The sequence below is a fragment of the Collinsella aerofaciens genome (genome assembly GCF_005844325.1).
Lineage (GTDB): Bacteria > Actinomycetota > Coriobacteriia > Coriobacteriales > Coriobacteriaceae > Collinsella > Collinsella aerofaciens_G.
Window position 1 is genome coordinate 41,968 of sequence record NZ_SPFY01000006.1, and the last position, 19,284, is coordinate 61,251.

Annotated in this window: 13 protein-coding genes; 11 read left to right on the top strand and 2 right to left on the bottom strand. The window is 61.1% G+C overall.

Annotated elements, in window-relative coordinates; translation table 11 throughout:
• Positions 1–108 precede the first annotated feature (108 nt).
• Together feoB and FGQ61_RS03460 are read left to right on the top strand one after the other, a co-directional pair.
• On the top strand, positions 109–2,436 hold the full coding sequence (gene feoB / locus FGQ61_RS03455) for a ferrous iron transporter B (RefSeq protein ID WP_138374579.1): 2,328 nt from the start codon (positions 109–111) through the stop codon (positions 2,434–2,436).
• A gap of 175 nt (positions 2,437–2,611) precedes the next feature.
• Positions 2,612–2,812, top strand: coding sequence for a hypothetical protein (locus tag FGQ61_RS03460; protein ID WP_006234772.1), 201 nt, complete (start codon positions 2,612–2,614; stop codon positions 2,810–2,812).
• A 66-nt stretch (positions 2,813–2,878) separates the two neighbouring features.
• On the opposite strand, the gene FGQ61_RS03465 is transcribed toward FGQ61_RS03460, so the two are convergent.
• Both FGQ61_RS03465 and FGQ61_RS03470 read right to left on the bottom strand, forming a co-directional pair.
• Positions 2,879–3,583 (bottom strand): response regulator, encoded by a 705-nt coding sequence (locus tag FGQ61_RS03465; protein WP_117583373.1) that lies wholly within the window; start codon positions 3,581–3,583, stop codon positions 2,879–2,881.
• Positions 3,576–6,311: a sensor histidine kinase gene (locus FGQ61_RS03470; protein WP_138374580.1), complete on the bottom strand. Its 2,736-nt coding sequence runs from the start codon at positions 6,309–6,311 to the stop codon at positions 3,576–3,578. The genes FGQ61_RS03465 and FGQ61_RS03470 overlap by 8 nt, the downstream gene beginning before the upstream one ends.
• A gap of 334 nt (positions 6,312–6,645) precedes the next feature.
• Here FGQ61_RS03470 and kdpA point away from each other — a divergent pair, with 334 nt between their 5' ends.
• The 9 genes from kdpA to FGQ61_RS03515 all read left to right on the top strand — a co-directional run bounded on the left by kdpA (position 6,646) and on the right by FGQ61_RS03515 (position 19,235).
• Positions 6,646–8,469, top strand: a complete 1,824-nt coding sequence (gene kdpA / locus FGQ61_RS03475; RefSeq protein ID WP_138374581.1) for a potassium-transporting ATPase subunit KdpA — start codon at positions 6,646–6,648, stop codon at positions 8,467–8,469.
• Positions 8,470–8,485: 16 nt separating this feature from the next.
• Positions 8,486–10,540 carry a potassium-transporting ATPase subunit KdpB gene (gene kdpB / locus FGQ61_RS03480; RefSeq protein ID WP_138374582.1) on the top strand — a complete coding sequence of 685 codons (2,055 nt, stop codon included), beginning with the start codon at positions 8,486–8,488 and terminating at the stop codon, positions 10,538–10,540.
• A 12-nt stretch (positions 10,541–10,552) separates the two neighbouring features.
• On the top strand, positions 10,553–11,143 hold the full coding sequence (gene kdpC / locus FGQ61_RS03485; RefSeq protein ID WP_138374583.1) for a potassium-transporting ATPase subunit KdpC: 591 nt from the start codon (positions 10,553–10,555) through the stop codon (positions 11,141–11,143).
• 245 nt (positions 11,144–11,388) lie between these two features.
• A complete protein-coding gene (locus FGQ61_RS03490) occupies positions 11,389–13,338 on the top strand; it encodes an NAD(P)/FAD-dependent oxidoreductase (protein WP_138374584.1) in 1,950 nt (649 codons plus the stop codon).
• 204 nt (positions 13,339–13,542) lie between these two features.
• Positions 13,543–14,235 (top strand): GntR family transcriptional regulator, encoded by a 693-nt coding sequence (locus FGQ61_RS03495; protein WP_138374585.1) that lies wholly within the window; start codon positions 13,543–13,545, stop codon positions 14,233–14,235.
• A 123-nt stretch (positions 14,236–14,358) separates the two neighbouring features.
• Positions 14,359–15,381 (top strand): LacI family DNA-binding transcriptional regulator, encoded by a 1,023-nt coding sequence (locus tag FGQ61_RS03500; protein WP_138374586.1) that lies wholly within the window; start codon positions 14,359–14,361, stop codon positions 15,379–15,381.
• 134 nt (positions 15,382–15,515) lie between these two features.
• Complete coding sequence (locus FGQ61_RS03505) at positions 15,516–16,853, top strand: glutamine synthetase family protein (protein ID WP_138374587.1); 1,338 nt, start codon at positions 15,516–15,518, stop codon at positions 16,851–16,853.
• Positions 16,854–16,903: 50 nt separating this feature from the next.
• Complete coding sequence (locus tag FGQ61_RS03510; RefSeq protein WP_022095077.1) at positions 16,904–17,566, top strand: response regulator transcription factor; 663 nt, start codon at positions 16,904–16,906, stop codon at positions 17,564–17,566.
• Between the two features lie 208 nt (positions 17,567–17,774).
• Positions 17,775–19,235, top strand: a complete 1,461-nt coding sequence (locus FGQ61_RS03515) for a S1C family serine protease (RefSeq protein ID WP_138374588.1) — start codon at positions 17,775–17,777, stop codon at positions 19,233–19,235.
• The last annotated feature ends 49 nt before the right edge of the window (positions 19,236–19,284 follow it).

The following is a 19,284-nucleotide window of genomic DNA, read 5'->3' on the forward strand; positions in this document are numbered from 1 at the left end:
ATATCTGCAGATAAAGTTAGGTTTTTCTAACTTAATGCAGCAACTTTAAAGCACATTATCCAGCCTGCGCGGAGAAAGCAGCGCAGGCACACAAGGAAGAAGGATTGAATGGCGGATTCTCAGATCCATGTCGCGCTGGCGGGTAACCCCAACTGCGGCAAGACCACGCTTTTCAACCTGATCACCGGCGCCAACGGCTACGTTGGCAACTGGCCCGGCGTCACGGTTGAGAAAAAGGAGGCCAAGCTCCTAAGCGACAAGAACGTTACCATCACGGACCTCCCTGGCATCTACTCGCTTTCCCCCTACAGCCCTGAGGAGCAGTGCTCGCGCGATTACCTCATGAGCGGCGAGCCCGATGTCGTCGTCCAGGTGGTCGACGCCACCAACCTCGAGCGTAACCTGTACCTGGCGCTTCAGGTTATCGAGACCGGCCTGCCCGTGGTCGTTGCCCTCAACATGGCCGACCTGGTCGAGAAGAACGGCGATAAGATCGACACGGACAAGCTCTCCAAGAAGCTCGGTTGTCCGGTCATGATGATCTCGGCCCTTAAGAACAAGGGCATCAAGGAGCTGTTCGAGCAGGTCAAGAAGTCCGCTGCTTCCAAGGGCCAGGTGCCGGAGCACAAGTTCGATTCCTCCATCGAGGACGTTCTGGACCACATCGAGAACAATCTGCCGGCGAGCGTTCCCGCCAACAAGCGCCGCTACTACGCTGTCAAGCTGTTCGAGCGCGATGCGGACGCCTGCAAGCTCATCAACCTCACCAAGGAGAAGACCGCTCGCGTCGAAGGTCTGGTCGCTCAGTGCGAGCAGGACTGCGACGATGACGCCGAGTCCATCATCACCGGCGAGCGTTACGGCGTGATTGCCCACATCATTGACGAGTGCCTCACCAAGGCTCCGGCAAAGATGAGCACCTCCGAGAAGATCGACCGCGTGGTTACCAACCGTATCCTGGGCCTGCCGATCTTTGTGGTCATCATGTTCTGCGTGTACTACATCGCCGTTTCTACCTTGGGCGGCACGGTGACCGACTTCACCAACGACCAGCTCTTCGGTACCGACGGTTGGTACGTGCTCGGTCAGGGCCGCGACGCCTACGACGCGGCCGTCGAGGCTGCGGGCGACAATGCCGACTCGGTCGACCCGGCACAGTACGGCCCCTATGTTCCTGGTATTACCACCATGGTCCACGACGCCCTTGTGGCGGGCGGCACCGAGGACGGTGGCCTGGTCGATTCGCTCGTCTGTGACGGCATCGTCGGCGGCCTGGGCGCCATCTTCGGCTTTGTCCCGCAGATGTTCCTGCTGTTCGTGATGCTGTCCTTCCTGGAGGACTGCGGCTATATGGCCCGCGTCGCCTTCATCATGGACCGCGTGTTCCGTCGCTTTGGCCTGTCCGGTAAGTCCTTCATTCCTATGCTCGTGTCTTCGGGCTGCGGTGTCCCCGGCGTCATGGCTACCAAGACCATCGAGAACGAGAAGGACCGCCGTATGACGGTCATGACCACCACGTTTATTCCCTGCGGCGCTAAGCTGCCGATCATCGCCCTGCTCATGGGCTCCATCATCGGCGATTCTTCCACCACCGCCGCGTGGATCAGCCCGCTCTTCTACTTCCTGGGCGTCTTTGCCGTCATCGCCTCGGGCCTCATGCTCAAGAAGACCAAGCTCTTCGCCGGCCGTCCGACCCCGTTTGTCATGGAGCTTCCTGCCTACCACTTCCCGGCGATCCGTTCCTGGGCGCTGCACGTGTGGGAGCGCTGCTGGGCCTTTATCAAGAAGGCCGGCACGGTCATCTTTGCGTCCACCGTCGTCGTTTGGTTCCTCTCCAACTTTGGTAGCTATAACGGTTCCTTTGGCTTCCTGCCTGCGATGGACGGCATCCCCGAGGAGTTTATGGACTACTCCGTGCTTGCCATGCTGGGCAACCTGGTCGCTTGGATCTTCGCCCCGCTCGGCTTTAGCACCTGGCAGGCCACCGCGCTGACTGTCTCTGGCCTCGTCGCCAAGGAGAACGTCGTCGCCACCGCCGGCTCGCTGCTGTCCGTCGCCGACGCGGGCGAGACCGACCCGAGCCTGTGGACCGCGTTTGCCGGCATGTTCCCCACCATGGGCGCTTGCGTTGCCTTCGGCGCCTTCAACCTGCTGTGCGCTCCGTGCTTTGCCGCCATTGGCACCATCCGCAACCAGATGGATTCCGGCAAGTGGACTGCGATCGCCATCGGTTACGAGTGCGCCTTCGCTTGGGTGATCGGCCTGTTCATCAACCAGTTCTACAACTTGCTTGTTCTTGGACAATTTGGTATCTGGACGATTGTGGCCATTGTGCTGCTGGTTGCGATGCTCTTCCAGATCTTCCGCCCCATGCCCAAACATGCATGGACCGACGAGGACGAGACCAACACTGCTTCCGCCGCAGTTTCCGCTTAAGTCCGAATAAGGATTAGCCCCTTTTCACGAGCCCGGGTGTCCCAGCGACACTCGGGCTTTTTGGTGGGGGAGATGTGGCGTTTCCGCAGATAAAACCGACCAAAATAAACCTGTCCCTTTTTGGTAGGTGGAGGATGGGGTAAAGTAAGTGGTGGTTAACTAGGGGAGGCTTGCTATGGCACCTATCGATATTGTTGTACTGGCTGTTATCGGCGTTGCGTTTGTCGCGGTATGCGTGCGCATCTACCGCAAGGGCACCTGCGCCGACTGCGCTCAGGGTGGCGTTTGCACGGGGCATTGCTCCAACAAAAAGACGTGCGCCGCGCTGAAAGGCGTCGACAAAATCGCCGAAGACTTGGGCCGCGGTATCAAGTAAGGCCCAGACATCTAAGCGCCTCGCGAGCATCCGTTCGCGGGGCGTTTTTCACTTTTGTGGGGTGGGCTAGAGACGCTGCATGCGGTACCCGACACCCATGTGCGTCTGAATCATCTTGGGGTGAGAGGGGTCTGCCTCGATCTTCTTGCGCAGGGTGCGCATGAACACGCGCAGGCTCGCCAGATCGCTGTCCCAGCTCGTGCCCCATATCTCGCGGGTGATGAAGGTGTGGGTGAGCACCTTGTCGACGTTTTTCGCCAGAAGGACGAGCAATTTGTACTCGGTTGGGGTGAGCGAGAGCTCGCGTCCGTCTTTCGTTGCGTATCCCGCGGCGTAGTCGATATGCAGCGGACCGTTGTCGAACGTGCTCGCTTCTGTCGACTCGCTCGACGCCATCGAGGAGCGCCTCAAATTCGCACGGACGCGCGCGAGCAACTCATCCACAGAAAAGGGCTTGGTGAGGTAGTCGTCTGCCCCTGCGTCAAGTGCTGCAATCTTGTCGGAATCTTCGGTGCGCGCCGAAATGACGATAATGGGGACTGCCGACCAGCTTCGGATCTTCGTGATGACCTCGATACCGTCAATGTCGGGAAGGCCGAGGTCGAGCATGATGAGGCTGGGGCCGTGCGACACCGCATCCATGATGGCGGCCTGGCCGTTGCAAACCTTGCTCACGACATAGCCGTGGAGGTCAAGCGCGGTCGAAACGAGGTTTTGAACGGTCAGGTCATCTTCGACCAGGAGGATGCGTGGCTTAGCGGCATTATTCATGAATCTCAATCTCCTCGGCGGGCAGGGTAAAACGGAAGACGGCCCCATGGGGGTGGTTGTCGCGAACCTCGATGACGCCGCCATGCGCCTCCACGATGGAGCGGCAGAGCGACAGCCCAAGGCCGATGCTTCGGCGTGAATCCACGGGCCGCGTATCGCTTGAGGTGAAGAAGCGCTCAAAGATATGAGGCTTGTCGCAGTCTGCCACACCCGGCCCATCGTCTGCGACGTCCACCACGACGAACGCACCCTCGCGACATGCGCTGATGGTGACAGTCGAGTCCTCGGGCGTGTATTTGAAGGCGTTCATGATGAGATTCGTAAGCACCTGCATGATGAGATGGACGTCGATGCGTACCAGCAGGATGTCGTCAGTGTGCTCGATGGTGACGGCGCGTCCATGCGATGCTTGGGCGACATGGCTGAGGGCGGCCTCGATGACCTCGTCGATAAGCTCGGATGTTAAGTTGAGGCGAATGGTGCCGTCCTCGACGCGTGTGATGGCGAGGAGGTTCTCCACGGTATCGATAAGCCAGAGGGAGTCGTCGTAGATGGCATCGGCAAGATCGCAGCGTTGTTCGAGGCTGAGCTTCTCGTCGCTCTTCCGAAGGATTGCCGCAGATCCGGATATAGCCGTGAGGGGTGTTCTCAAATCGTGGCCGATGGAGCGCAAAAGGTTGGCGCGCAGCTGCTCGTTTTTCGCCAAGACCGCAGCCTCTTCGCGCTCTTGCGCCGCTCGGTCGCTTTCGAGCGCCAAGGCGCATTCACCTACGATAGATAGGACGATCGAATGCTCGAAGGCTTCGATCTCGCGCCCCTCCAGGGCGATACCGATGACACCGAATACCTTGTCGCCGGTGCGAACCGCGAGGTAGAGACAGCGCGCCTCAGGCAGGGTCCGCGTGCTTGCGCCCGCGCGCTTGTTGTTGGTGTAGGTCCAGGTTGCAACGGCGCGCTCGTAGTCGGTGAGCAGCGACGCGGATCGGTTTTCGGTGCCAGCGGACTCATAGAGCGCCTTGTCGAGCGTGCCGTGTTCGGCGGGGTAGAAGACCACGTCGAGTTTTAGCAGTTTGACGAGTTGGTTCATGGCGACGCGGGCGCACTCCTCCGCGCTATGGGCTTGCTGCAAGAGCTGGTTCGTTTCGAGGAGTACGCGCGTTTTGAATGCGTTCTCGGCGGATGTACGGGCGTTGTCGGCGATGCGCGCAGTTAACTCGCCGGCGACCATAGCGGTAGCGAACATGATGCCGAACGTGACCAGATAGCTTCGGTCGTAGCTGGCGAGCGAAAACAGAGGCGTGACGAAGCAGAAGTTGTAAAGCACTACAGAGAGCACGCTCGATACGATTGTGCAGATACGTCCCGTCGTGGTGACGGCGGTCAGCAGGGCCGTGAGGATATAGAGGGATATGATGCTGGAATCGGCAAATCCCAGATGGCGGAAAGCCGTGCCGATCGCCGTGGCGGCAAGAGAGAGGGCCAGCGTGCGAAGCACGTTTCGGCTGCTGGGCGGCTGCAGGGCGAGCGCATGGCGGCGTCCTTTGGGTCGGGAGGGCGGAGTCGACTGGTCTGGAATGATGTAAATGTCGAGATTCGGGGCGAATGTTATGAGCTGTTCTACGAGAGATTTGCGGCCGAAGAGGGCCTGACGGACGCTGCTGTGCTCGCCCGTGCGCCCCATGACGATCTTCGAAATACCCGACAGGCGCGCGAACTCGGAGATCTGAAACGCGACGTCGTCGCCATAGACGGTTTCCATATGTGCTCCGAGCTGCTCGGCTAGGGCGATATTGGCTGCAAGCTTGGCGCGCTCATCATCGCTCATGGCTTGCGTGCGCGGGCTCTCTACGAACAGGGCGACGAGCTCGCTGCGAAACGCTTTCGCCATGCGTGCGGCGGCACGGACGATGCGGGGATTGGTCGGCGCCGGGGAGACACAGACTAAGATACGCTCCCTGGTGTAGTAGTCACGGTTTCCCAGCACGCGTGCGGCGTCTGTGAGGTGACCGGTGCGATCGGCGCAGCGGCGCAGCGCGATTTCTCGGAGTGCGGTGAGGTTCTCGACGGTAAAAAAATGCTGTTGCGCTCGGTCGGCTTGTGCGGGACGGTAGACGAGGCCGGCGCGAAGGCGCTCAAGTAGGTCTTCGGGCTCTATGTCGACGAGCTCGACCTGGTCGGCATCATCGAAGATACGGTCGGGGATTCGTTCGCTCACGACAACGCCGGTGATGGATGCAACCATGTCGTTTAGGCTCTCGATATGCTGAACGTTCACGGTCGTATAGACGTCGATGCCCGCATGTAGAAGTTCCTCGACGTCTTGATAGCGTTTGTCGTGGCGAGACCCCGGCGCATTCGTATGGGCGAGCTCGTCGACAAGGATGAGCTGAGGGGCGCGCTCGATAGCCGCATCTAGATCGAACTCGCTGAGCGCAATGCCGTTGTGCTCGATGAGTTTACAGGGCACGTTCTCAAGCCCTTGTGCAAGATGGGCAGTTGCCGGACGTTCGTGCGGCTCGATGTATCCCGCGACGACGTCGACACCTCGCCGCTTGGCGGCGTGGGCGGCTTGAAGCATCGCATAGGTTTTGCCTGTGCCAGCAGCGTAGCCAAAGAAAATCTTGAGGTGTCCCCGGCTGGTTCGAGTGTCATCGGCGACCTCGTCTTTCTCAATTGCCTTGAGGATGAGGTCTGGATTGACGCGAGTGTCCGATGCGTCGCGCTGCATAGCGTAGCCTTTCTGAAGCGTTGTCCATGCGTGCATACGCGGTGAGGACACCACTGTATGCTCGCGAGGTCGAGTATAGGCGCACTGCAGCTGCAATAGTGCTTTCTACCTGCATCTTTACGGCATCTTAAGGACGTGAGCCCCGGCCCTCACGCCTCTTTAATCCCTAGAAGCGTTTACTGTCCCCAGACGCTTGCGAGGGCAGGCGTCCGAGACATCGGACCGCGTGTGAAAGGGGCGGTAAATGGACATCCTCATTCCCATCATCGGAGTCGTCTGCATTGGACTTCTTATCTATTACATCTACATTCTGATGAGGAGTGATTCGTAAACTATGGACGCTGCGATTCAGTACATCTTGTACTTTGCCGTGCTCGTCGTCCTGGCCGTTCCGCTCGGTCGGTTCATGGCCCATATCATGGATGGTGAGCATACGTTCCTGTCGCCTGTGATTGCTCCTGTGGAGCGTGGCGTCTATCGTCTGCTTCGCATCGACGCGGCAGAACAGATGGGGTGTAGGCGCTATCTGGCGAGCGTGCTGGTCTTTTCGGGGATCGGCCTCGTGACTCTTGTGGCACTCCAGGCGCTTCAGTCCTTCTTGCCAGGCAATCCCCAGCACCTGCCGGGTGTGTCATGGGACCTGTCGTTCAATACGGCTGCTTCCTTCATAACCAACACCAACTGGCAGTCCTACTCCGGTGAGACCACCCTGTCCTACCTTGTGCAGTTCATGGGTCTCACTGTGCAGAACTTCGTTTCCGCTGGCACCGGTATCGCGGTCATGTTCGCGCTGATCCGCGGCTTCCGTCAGGTCAAGGAGCAGGGTCTGGGTTCCTTCTGGGTCGACCTCACCCGCACCGTCCTGTATGTGCTCATCCCGCTGAACCTCGTGTTCGGCATCTGCCTGGCTGCCGGTGGCGTCATCTCCAACTTCCAGCCGGCTCAGAAGGCTGAGCTCGTAGAACCCGTCGCTGTTCAGCCTAATGCAGACGGCGGCTGGAGCGTCATCGACGGCGCCCAGATTGAGGGCGACACGGTCAAGGTCGACGGCAAGGTTGTCGAGGGCGCGCGCGTGGTCACCGAGCAGTTCCTGCCCCAGGGTCCCGCAGCTCCTCAGGTCGCCATCAAGCAGTCCGGCACCAACGGCGGCGGCTTCTTCGGCGTGAACTCCGCCCATCCGTATGAGAACCCCAGTGCCTTCACCAACATCATCGAGATGACCAGCCTGCTGCTGATCCCGGCCGCCTGTTGCTTCGCCTTCGGTATCGGCGTCAAGAACACCAAGCAGGGCAAGGCCATCTTTGCCGCCATGTTCATCCTGCTGGTGATCTTCACCGGCATCATCGCCGTCAACGAGCATGCGAGCACCCCGCAGCTGGCCGATGGCGGAGCGGTCAATATCGAGATGACCGACGGCCAGGCCGGCGGCAACATGGAGGGCAAGGAGAGCCGTTTCGGTATCGCCTCCTCTTCTACCTGGTCCGCTTTTACGACGGCTGCTTCCAACGGCTCGGTTAACTCCATGCACGACTCCTACACCCCGCTGGGCGGTTTTGTCCAGATGCTCCAGATTGCTCTGGGCGAGGTCGTCTTCGGCGGCGTGGGCTGCGGCCTGTACGGCATGATCGGCTTCGCCATCCTCACAGTGTTCATCGCCGGCCTTATGGTTGGCCGCACGCCCGAGTTCCTGGGCAAGAAGATCGAGCCGACCGAGATGCGCTGGGCGGTGGTTCTGTGTCTCGCAACTCCGTTTGCCATTCTGGTGTGCTCGGCCATCGCCTGCATGGTGCCCGGTCTTGCCGACCAGCTCAACAATGGTGGCGCGCACGGCTTCTCCGAGGCGCTGTATGCCTTCACCTCATGCGGCGGCAACAACGGCTCGGCGTTTGCAGGCATGAACTGCAACATTCCCTGGATCAACGTCATGCTCGGCCTCGAGATGCTGTTCGCCCGCTTCATGCCCATCATCGGTGCGCTGGCTATCGCCGGCTCGCTGGCCAAGAAGGGCAAGGTCGCCGAGAGCGCCGGTACCCTGTCTACCACCAACGGCATGTTCGTATTCCTGCTCGTGTTCATCGTTCTGCTGATCGGTGCCCTGAGCTTCTTCCCGGCCCTGGCGCTTGGCCCCGTTGCCGAGTTCTTCCAGATGATTGCGTAAAGGAGGGCGCAGATTTATGACTATGCAAAAAGACATGATGGGCCGCGCGGTCCGCGACTCGTTTGCCAAGCTGGATCCTCGCGTCCAGATTCAAAACCCGGTCATGTTCCTGGTGTGGCTTTCCGCCGTCATGACCTCCGTCCTGGCCGTCGCTTCCATTTTCGGTGTGCAGGACGCGGGTGTGCCCACCTACTATGTGGTCGCCATCGCGGTCATCCTGTGGCTTACCGACCTGTTCTCGAACTTCGCCGAGGCGCTTGCCGAGGGCCGCGGTAAGGCCCAGGCCGATTCCCTGCGTGCGGCCAAGAAGGATGTCGAGGCCCATCGCATCGAGTCCGTTGAGGACAAGGAGCACTTCACCGTCGTTCCCGGCACCGAGCTCACGCGCGGCGACCTGGTGATCGTACGCGCCGGCGAGCAGATTCCCGGCGACGGCGACGTCATCGAGGGCGCTGCTTCCGTTGACGAGTCCGCCATCACCGGCGAGTCCGCCCCCGTGGTCCGCGAGGCCGGCGGCGACCGCTCTGCCGTTACCGGCGGTACCACGGTGCTGTCCGACTGGATCATCGTCAAGATCTCCAGTGAGCCCGGCCAGAGCTTCCTGGACAAAATGATCGCGATGGTCGAGGGTGCCGCGCGCAAGAAGACCCCTAACGAGATCGCTCTGGAGATCTTCCTGGTGGCCCTCTCCATCGTCTTTATCCTGGTCACGCTGGCCCTGTATTGTTACTCCTGCTTCTCGGTCGGTCTTAACGACATGGACAACCCCACGGCCGTGACCACGCTCGTGGCGCTGCTCGTGTGCCTGGCTCCTACTACCATCGGCGCCCTTCTTTCCGCCATCGGCATCGCCGGCATGAGCCGTCTGAACGAGGCCAACGTGCTGGCCATGTCCGGCCGCGCCATCGAGGCCGCCGGCGACGTCGACATCCTCATGCTCGACAAGACCGGCACCATCACCCTGGGTAACCGCCAAGCCGCCGAGTTCATCCCGGTCGATGGCGTCGATCCCGCGGAGCTGGCCGATGCCGCCCAGCTTTCCTCGCTGGCCGACGAGACCCCCGAGGGTCGTTCCATCGTCGTGCTCGCCAAGGAGCAGTTCGGTCTGCGCGGTCGCACGCTCGAGGATAAGGGTATGGAGTTCATCCCCTTCACCGCGGCAACGCGCATGTCCGGTGTGAACTACGAGGGCAATGAGATCCGCAAGGGCGCTGCCGATTCCGTGCGCACCTATGTGGAGGCAGCTGGCGGCGTGTTCTCCCAGGAGTGCGACGAGGCCGTCGAGCGCATCGCCAAGGCCGGCGGCACCCCGCTGGTCGTGACCAAGAACTGTCGCGTGCTGGGCGTTGTGTACCTCAAGGACATCATCAAGTCCGGCGTTAAGGAGAAGTTCGCCGACCTGCGCAAGATGGGCATCAAGACCATCATGGTGACGGGCGACAACCCGCTCACCGCCGCGGCAATCGCCGCCGAGGCCGGCGTTGACGACTTCCTGGCCGAGGCCACCCCTGAAGGCAAGCTCGAGAAGATCCGCGAGTTCCAGCGTGAGGGGCACCTGGTCGCCATGACCGGTGACGGCACCAACGACGCGCCCGCTCTGGCCCAGGCCGACGTCGCCGTGGCCATGAACACGGGCACCCAGGCTGCCAAGGAGGCCGGCAACATGGTCGACCTCGACTCCAGCCCCACCAAGCTCATCGAGGTCGTGCGTATCGGCAAGCAGCTGCTCATGACCCGCGGTTCGCTCACGACCTTCTCGGTGGCCAACGACATGGCGAAGTACTTCGCTATCATCCCGGCCCTGTTCTCGCCGATCTACCCGGGCCTTGGCGCGCTCAACATCCTTGGTCTGGCAAGCCCGCTGTCCGCGGTTCTTTCGGCCATCATCTATAACGCGCTCGTTATCGTCGCGCTGATCCCGGCCGCGCTGAAGGGCGTTAAGTACCGCGAGGTCCCGTCCGGACAGCTGCTGACCCACAACCTGCTCGTGTGGGGTCTGGGCGGCATCGTTGCCCCGTTCGTATTCATCAAGCTCATCGACATGCTGCTCGCGTTCTGCGGCATTATGTAAGTGGAGGTTTGTATGTTCAAAGGTGTTGCATCGCGCGCACTGGGCGTGTTCGCGCTGTTTACCGTTGTCTGCGGCCTGGGCTATACGCTCGTCGTGACCGGCATCGCCCAGGTTGCGTTCCCGTACCAGGCGAACGGATCGCTCATTACGGTTGACGGCAAGGTTGTGGGTTCCGAGCTCATCGGCCAGAACTTCGATGGCGAAGCCCATATGTGGGGTCGTATCCAGAACGTGTCAATTGTCGAAGGCGAAGACGGCGAGCTCATGGCGTATGGTGCCCCGTCCAACCTGTCCCCGGCGAGTGAGGAGTATCGGCAGCTGATAGATGCGCGCGTGAAGAAGATCCGCGCCGCCAACCCCGATGCTGATATGGACGCTGTGCCCGTCGACCTGGTGACGTGTTCGGGGTCCGGCCTCGACCCGGAGATCTCTCCCGATGCCGCCGAGTACCAGGTCCCGCGCCTGGCGAAGGCCACGGGCAAGAGCGAAGGCGAGGTGCGCGAGATCATCGCCCAGTGCACCAAGGGCCGATTCCTGGGCGTCTTCGGCGAGCCCACGGTCAACGTGCTCAAGGTGAACCTTATGCTGGACGGCGCGCTGTAGGTGAGGGAGTGGCGGATGAGGGCATGACTGACTATCTGAGCCCTCAATTCCACCCCGCCCATCAGTTGCGGTGAAATACGGACTGTTTTGGCTGTCAAAGGCCTCATCTACTCCGTATTCCACCGCAACTTTTTATGGGTCGAGCAGAAGTTGGGGAAGCGCGTGCGGTCGGGTGCTGCGCGGTTACTGATATGATAAGTACGTTAGCAACTGCCGCCGAGCGGCTCAAACGAAAGGAACCCTGTATGGAGTCCTCTGCCTATCCGATGCTCTTTAGCCCGATCAAGGTCGGTACGACCGAGGTCAAGAACCGCGTCTTTATGCCGCCGGTGTCCACCAACCTGGCCGATCATGGCTATGTGACCGACGATTTGGTCGATCATTACCGTGCCCGTGCCAAGGGCGGCGTGGGCCTCATCATCACCGAGGTCGTGACGGTCGAGCCTACCTATACCTATCTGCCGGGTGACATGTGCTGCTACGACGACACGTTTATCCCTGGCTGGGAAAAGCTCGCCGCGGCCGTCCACGAGTATGGCTGCAAGATCATGCCGCAGCTCTTCCACCCCGCCTACATGGCCTTTAACATTCCGGGCACGCCGCGCCTGATCGCTCCATCCTTTGTGGGCCCGTCCTATGCCCGCGAGGCGCCGCGTCCTATCACGGTCGATGAGATTCACGAGCTCACGCATCAGTTTGGCGACGCTGCCGTGCGTATGCAGAAGGCCGGTGTCGATGGCGTTGAGGTCCACGCAGCGCACGCCCACGGTATGCTCGGCGGCTTTTTGACCCCGCTCTACAACAAGCGTACCGACGAGTACGGCGGCTCGCTCGATGCCCGCATGCGCTTCCTGCTCGAGGTCATCGCCGAGATTCGCGAGCGCTGCGGCAAGGACTTTATCATCGACGTCCGCATCTCGGGCGATGAGTACACCGATGGCGGTCTGACCCTCAACGATATGATCTACGTCTCGCGTCGCCTGGAGAAGGCCGGCGTCGACATGATTCATGTGTCGGGCGGCACCACCATCAAGCGCGGTTCCGCGATTCCTGCCGCCGGTACCCAGCAGGCCTCGCACGCTGCCTGCTCGCGCGAGATCAAAAAGCACGTCAACATTCCTGTCGCCACCGTCGGCCGCATCAACGAGGCCTGGATCGCCGAGGAGCTGATCGAGGACGGCGCTGCCGACATCTGCATGATGGGCCGCGCCAATCTGTGCGATGCCGAGTTCTGCAATAAGGCCGCTGCCGGCAACGCCGACGACATCCGCCCCTGCATCGGTTGCCTGCGCTGCCTGAACGGCATTATGTTCGGCAAGCGCATCTCCTGCACCGTCAACCCGGACGTGGAGCGCGACGAGGCTGGTTACGAGCCTGCCGCCGAGGCTAAGAACGTGCTGGTTGTGGGCGCTGGTCCTGCGGGCATGGAGGCAGCTTACATTGCCGCCAAGCGCGGACACAACGTGGTGCTCGTGGATAAGCAGGATGAGCCGGGCGGCGAGATGCGCATCGCGGCCGTTCCGCCGGCAAAGCAGGAACTCACCCGCGTGATCAAGTATCAGTACCGTCGCCTGGCCGAGGTCGGCGTGAAGTGCGTATTTGGCACCGAGCTTACTGCCGAGGACATTCAACGCGACTACGCGGGCTACGAGGTTGTCCTGGCTTATGGCGCCGAGCCCATCGCTCCGGCCTTCATGCAGGGCTTTAAGCAGGTTATGACGGCCGATGACCTGCTGGGTGGCAAGGCTTTCCCGGGCAAGAAGATCGTCATTGTGGGCGGCGGCACCGTTGGCTGCGAGACGGCCGATTACCTGGCCCCGTTGGTCAACGACCTGTCGCCGGCCAACCGCGATGTCACCGTCATCGAGATGACCAAGACGCTCGCCGCCAACGAGGGCGGTGCCGGTCGCGCGGTGCTCATCACGCGCATGCTCTCCAAGGGTGTCCACGTGCTGACTGAGGCCAAGGTGACCGAAATCACAGAGGACACCATCAGCTACGAGAAGGACGGCGAGGTCCACACCATCGCCGGTGCCGATACGCTGGTGCTTGCCATGGGCTATCGTCCCAATACCAAGCTGGCCGACGACCTTGCCGCTGCCGGCGTTGCCACCCACGTGCTGGGTGACGCCAACAAGTGCGGCAACATCCGCGACGCCATCGGCGATGGCTACAAGGTTGCCTGCGAGCTCTAGTCAACCCCTGGTGCATTGGGAGGGGCATCCCTGCGCCATCCGATAGCAAAACAGCGGCGGGGTCCCGGGTTTCGGGATGCCGCCGCTTGCTCTTGTGATCCTGGCGACGCGAGCGCGCCCTATTTCACCGCAACTGATGAGATAGGGGATGCGATAGTATTACGGGTGATATTCGACAAACCGTGAGCTTCATCCGAGGGCTTTATGGAACAACACCAGCATTATCAGAGCTTGCAAGATCAGGCATACAACGCATTGCGCTCCAAGATCATCTATGCCGAGTTCAAGCCCGGCACGCGTCTTTCGGCGATTGGTCTGGAAAAGGAGACAGGAATCGGGCGCACGCCCATTCGCGAGTCCTTTGTGCGCCTGCGTGAGCAGGAGCTGGTGGAAACGCGTCCCAAAAGCGGCACCTATGTCTCAAAAATCAGCATGGAGCGCGCCGAGAACGCCTGTTTCTTGCGCGAGAAACTCGAGAGAAGCGTGCTTATTAAATGCTGTTCGGCCGCCTCGCCTGAGCAAAAGCATCGGCTCGAGCAGATTCTTGCCGAGTCTGAGTCACTCGACCATGGCGAAACGCGTCGCTTTTTCGATCTGGACAACCTGTTTCATGAGACGTGTTTTGAGATTGCCGGTCGTCACATGTTGTGGGATTGGATGAAGAGCGTCAACACTCATTTTGAGCGATACAACTGGTTGCGTATGGTGTCGCAGGACCTGGATTGGGAGCCGATTCGTCGGCAGCATCGCCGGATTCTCGAGGCCATTAAGAGGGGCGATACCGATGCGGCGAGTTATCTGGCAGAGACGCACTTGCACCTGATGCCCGAGGAGCAGGGCCCGGTTATCGCCTTACATCCCGACTATTTTGAGCTGCCTAAAGACTCGAATAACTAGCCCATCATTGCATCTGCTCGAGACGCAAAAACGATGCTGCTCACCTACAGCGCTTTGCAACCGAGATTTTTAAAAAATGCCTAAAATGGCTCAGACTTCCGACATTGGGAAACGGGGTGCGCTATGGCGCAGATGAGAATCAAGGACATTGCCGCCGAGGCGGGCGTGAGTCCGGCCACGGTCTCGCGCTATCTCAACAACCGCCCCGGGCAAATGACCGAGGAAACCCGTGCTCGCATCGCGGCGGTTATCGAGCGCACCGGCTATCGCCCGCGTGCCGCCGCGCGCAATCTGCGCAGCTCGCGGACCAACCTCATCGGTGTGATCCTGGCCGACATCGCCAACCCGTTCTCCAGCGCCATGCTCGAAGGACTTTCCGCCAGCGCCGCCGCGCGCGGCTGCTCGCTCATGACGGCCATTAGTGGCAACGACTCCGCTAAGGAAGCGGAGTCGCTCACCAGACTTATCGATGCCGGCGTGGACGGCCTGGTCGTCAACACCTGCGGAGGTAATGACGAGGCGATCGCCGCGGCAGCGGGACGTCTGCCGGTTGTGCTGCTTGACCGCGATGTTGCCGACGGCGGTGTCGATCTGGTGACATCTAACAACCGTGAGCTAGTCGCCGGCTTGGTAGACGCCTTGGCCGTTGCGGGCAGCGAGCGTCTGTGCCTGCTCACCGAGGCAAGCGACGATAGCCCCGTGCGTCGAGAGCGCGCTGAAGCCTTTACCGATGAGCTTTCGCGACGCGGCCTTGCGGGTGAGGTTGTCACCTTGGCCGATGGCGGTGCCACGGGCGTCGGTCGCTTGGACGAGACTATCCGCGGCTATGCAGGCAAAAAGCTCGGCCTTATCGCTGTCAACGGCTTGGTCTTCCTGCGTCTGACCGAGGCCCTGGCGCAGTTGGGACCTTCGTTGCCGGCGGGTCTCAAAATCGCGACGTTTGACGATTGCCCCTGGAACCGCGTGCTCTTTGGCGGCGTCACCACGGCCGCGCAAGACACCCTTACCATTGCCGAGTGCGTAGTCGAGCGCCTCTCCGAGCGCATCGACGTCGTTACCACCACCGTGGGCGAGGCCGCAAAGCTGGCGCCCAAACGCATCGAGATCCCCGGCCACATCGAGCACCGCGCATCGACCTCGCGCTAGTCACTCGTTCGCAACTGCCTGTTCGCGCACGTTTTTTGAGCGCTTGATACGCTTTAACCCTGCGGAAACATTTTTCTGCGATAGTATCTGCGATATAGACCAGTCGAAACCCGCCCGAAAGAAAGGGGAGCGACATGAACCAGCAGAACATCGATTACGTACTCCGCTCCGTAGAGCAGCGTGACATCCGCTTTGTGCGTCTGTGGTTTGTCGACATTCTCGGCCGCCTCAAGAACTTTGCCATTAGCCCCGAGGACCTTGAGGTCGCTTTTGAGGAGGGTATTGGCTTTGACGGCTCCGCCATCGAGGGCTTTGCCACGCCCGAGGAAGCCGACATGCTCGCATTCCCCGATGCTTCGACCTTCCAGATTTTGCCGTGGCGCCCGAGCCACAACGGCGTCGCCCGCGTGTTCTGCGACGTGTGCACTCCCGACCGCAAGCCCTTCGCTGGGGACCCGCGCGATGCCCTGCGCCGCATGTTCCACAAGGCCGAGAAGGCTGGCTATCTGCTCAACGTGGGCGCCGAGCTGGAGTATTACTACTTCCCCGACGAGCACACCCCCGAGCCGCTCGACAACGTGGGCTACTTCGATCTTTCGGTGAGCGATGCCGCCCGCGACCTGCGCCGCAACACGGTCCTCACGCTCGAGAAGATGTCCGTGCCCGTGGAGTACACCTTCCATGCCGCCGGCCGCTCGCAGCACGGCATGAGCCTGCGCCACGCCGAGGCCCTGAGCATGTCCGACGCCATCACCACGGCCAAACTCATCATTAAGCAGCAGGCCTACGAGAGCGGGTGCCACGCCTCCTTTATGCCCAAGCCGTTGGCGGGCGAGGACGGCAGCGCTATGTTCCTGTGCCAGTCGCTATTCGACCACGACGGCAACAATGTCTTTTGGGGCGAGGACGACGAGAAGTACCATCTTTCCGACATCGCCAAACACTACATGGCCGGCATTCTGGCGCATGCCCGCGAGATCAGCGCCATCACCAACCCCACGGTCAACTCGTACAAGCGCATCACCACGGGCGGCGACTCCGTGCCGCAGTACGCCACGTGGGGCCTGCGCAACCGCGCGAGCATGGTCCGCATCCCGGTCTACAAGCCCGGCAAGCAGCTGTCCACGCGCATCGAGCTGCGCAGTCCCGACCCCATGGCCAACCCGTACCTGGTCAACGCCGTCACGCTGGCGGCTGGTCTGGACGGCATCGAGCGCAAGCTGGAACTCCCGCCCGAGGCAACGGCCGAGACGCTCAAGCTCACCGACCGTCAGATGCTCGAGGCCGGCTACACGCCGCTGCCGCGCTCGCTCAAAGAGGCGCTCGACGTGTTTGAGGACTCGCAGTTTATGAAGGATGCCCTCGGCGAGCACATCCACAGCTTCTTCCTCAAAAAGAAGCGCGACGAGTGGCATAAGTTTGAGTCTACGATCACCGAGTGGGAGATCAAGCACTACCTGGCGAACTCCTAATCGCGCTGGCTTGTTCCAGTACGATTGAGCTCATTTCTTTGGAGGCCGATATGTCCGAAAAGAGTGCCCTGTTCATGGCGCGCACGACGCGCTTCCACGAGTTTGCCCGCAGCTTGACGACCACCCTGGGTGTCGAGGTGAGCCTGGCAACCCCCGATTCGCCGACTGCGGCGCACGACTTTGACCTGCTGATCCTCGATTCCGACGGCATTCGCAGCGACCGCATCGATCAGATTGCCAAGTGGCTTGACGATCGTGGCGGCGTCCCCATGCTGGTGATCGTCGACGATGAGGCCCTTGGCACCCTGCGCCTGCCGAATCACGCGCATGCCGACTTTGTGTGCCCCACGGCGACGCCCAACGAGCTCAAGGCTCGTGCGCAGCGCCTGATGGGCGAGGAGGAGACCGTCACCGCCGACGATGTACTCAACATCGATAACCTCGAGATTAACCTGGCCACCTACCAGGTGACGCTCGATGATGAGCCCATCGACCTGACGCTGATGGAGTACTCGCTGCTGAGCTTTTTGGCGACGCACCCCAACCGCGCCTACAGCCGCGAGGTGCTGCTGCACCGCGTGTGGGGCTTTGAGTACTGCGGCGGCACGCGCACCGTCGACGTGCACATTCGACGCATCCGCTCCAAGGTGGGTCCGCAGATCGCGGCGCACATCACCACCGTCCGCGGCGTGGGCTATCTGTTTAAGGACTAGCTTTTCACCACAAAGGGGACAGGCACTTTTGTGGTGGTTTTGACGCAGGTACGGATTCCTTTCGGGTCTGCGGCAGAACTTAAGCCTTCCTAAAAGATTGCGTTCTCATACACTTGCGCCCGCATATTGGGGTACAACTCAACGTGAACAATGATGGCCCGCCACATGTTTGGCGGGCCTTTGGTTATTTGACGAAAGGATCGCAGCTATGAGCGAGAACGATTCCCAGCACCCCCAGGATGCGGGCAACGCTGGCGAGACCCAGCAGCAGCCGCGTGTGCAGGTGGAGTCGACGCCTGCCGGTAGCAACATTCCCTACGTGCAGGCATACGATACGCAGACCGGCAAGCCGCTGGGCGGCCAACAGGTCGTGAACAAGCACACGGTGGTCAAGACCAAGACCAAAAAGCTGCCGATCTTTATTACGGCACTCGCCGGCTGCGCCTGCGGCGCCCTGCTGGTCATCGCGCTCATTATGAGCGGCACGCTCGATATCGGCGGCGGCAAGAATGCCGTGACGGCGGGCGCTTCGGGTTCATCGACGCAAAAGATCACGATCGACTCCGAGGACACCACGCTGGCCGAGGCCGTTTCTGCTAAGGCCCTGCCCTCCGTCGTTTCCATTACCGCCACTTCGAGCGGCAGCCAGAATGGCTCGCTTTCGCAGTCTGCTGATGAGTCGGATAGCTCGGGCAGCGTCGGTTCGGGCGTCGTGCTCGATACCGAGGGCCACATCCTCACCAACAACCACGTGGTCGACGGCTACGACCAGTACGTGGTCACCATGGACGACGGCACCACCTACGAGGCCGAGTTCGTGGGCAACGATGCTTCGAGTGACCTCGCCGTCATCAAGCTCAAGGACGCCGACGCCTCCAAGCTCACGCCGATCGAGATCGGTGATTCCTCCAAGCTCAACGTGGGCGAGTGGGTCATGGCGATCGGTTCGCCGTTTGGCAACGAGCAGTCTGTCTCCACCGGTATCGTGTCGGCGCTGTATCGCTCCACGGCCATGAGCTCTACCAGCGGCAACACTATCTACGCCAACATGATCCAGACCGATGCCGCCATCAACCCAGGCAACTCCGGCGGCGCGCTCGTTAACGACAACGGCGAGCTGGTGGGCATCAACTCGCTCATCGAGAGCTACTCGGGCTCTAGCTCGGGCGTGGGCTTTGCTATTCCCGTTAACTACGCCAAGAACATTGCCGACCAGATCATCGGCGGCAAGACGCCGGTGCACCCGTACCTGGGAGCCACGCTTTCGAGCGTCAACGCGCTCAACGCTCGCACTAACAAGCTGAGCACCGATAGCGGCGCGTACGTGGCGAGCGTCGTTGAGGACGGTCCTGCCGCAAAGGCCGGCATCCAAGAGGGCGATGTCATTACCAAGCTGGGCGACGACGAGATCACGAGCGCCGATGGCCTGATCATCGCGCTGCGCAGCCACGAGGTGGGCGAGAAGGTCGAGATCACGCTTATGCGCGGCAAGGACGAGAAGAAGGTCACCGTCGAGCTGGGCTCCGACGAGGAGCTGCAGAACCAGCAGCAGGACGACAGCTCGACCGACACCGGCAACGGCGGTATTACCGACGAGCAGCTGCGCCAGTATCTGGAGGAGCTGCTGGGCCAGCAGGGCCAGGGTCAAGGCTACGGCCAGGGTTTCTAACGAGCTGTATCGCACATACCGATGCCAGAGGGGCTGTCCCATCAACGTG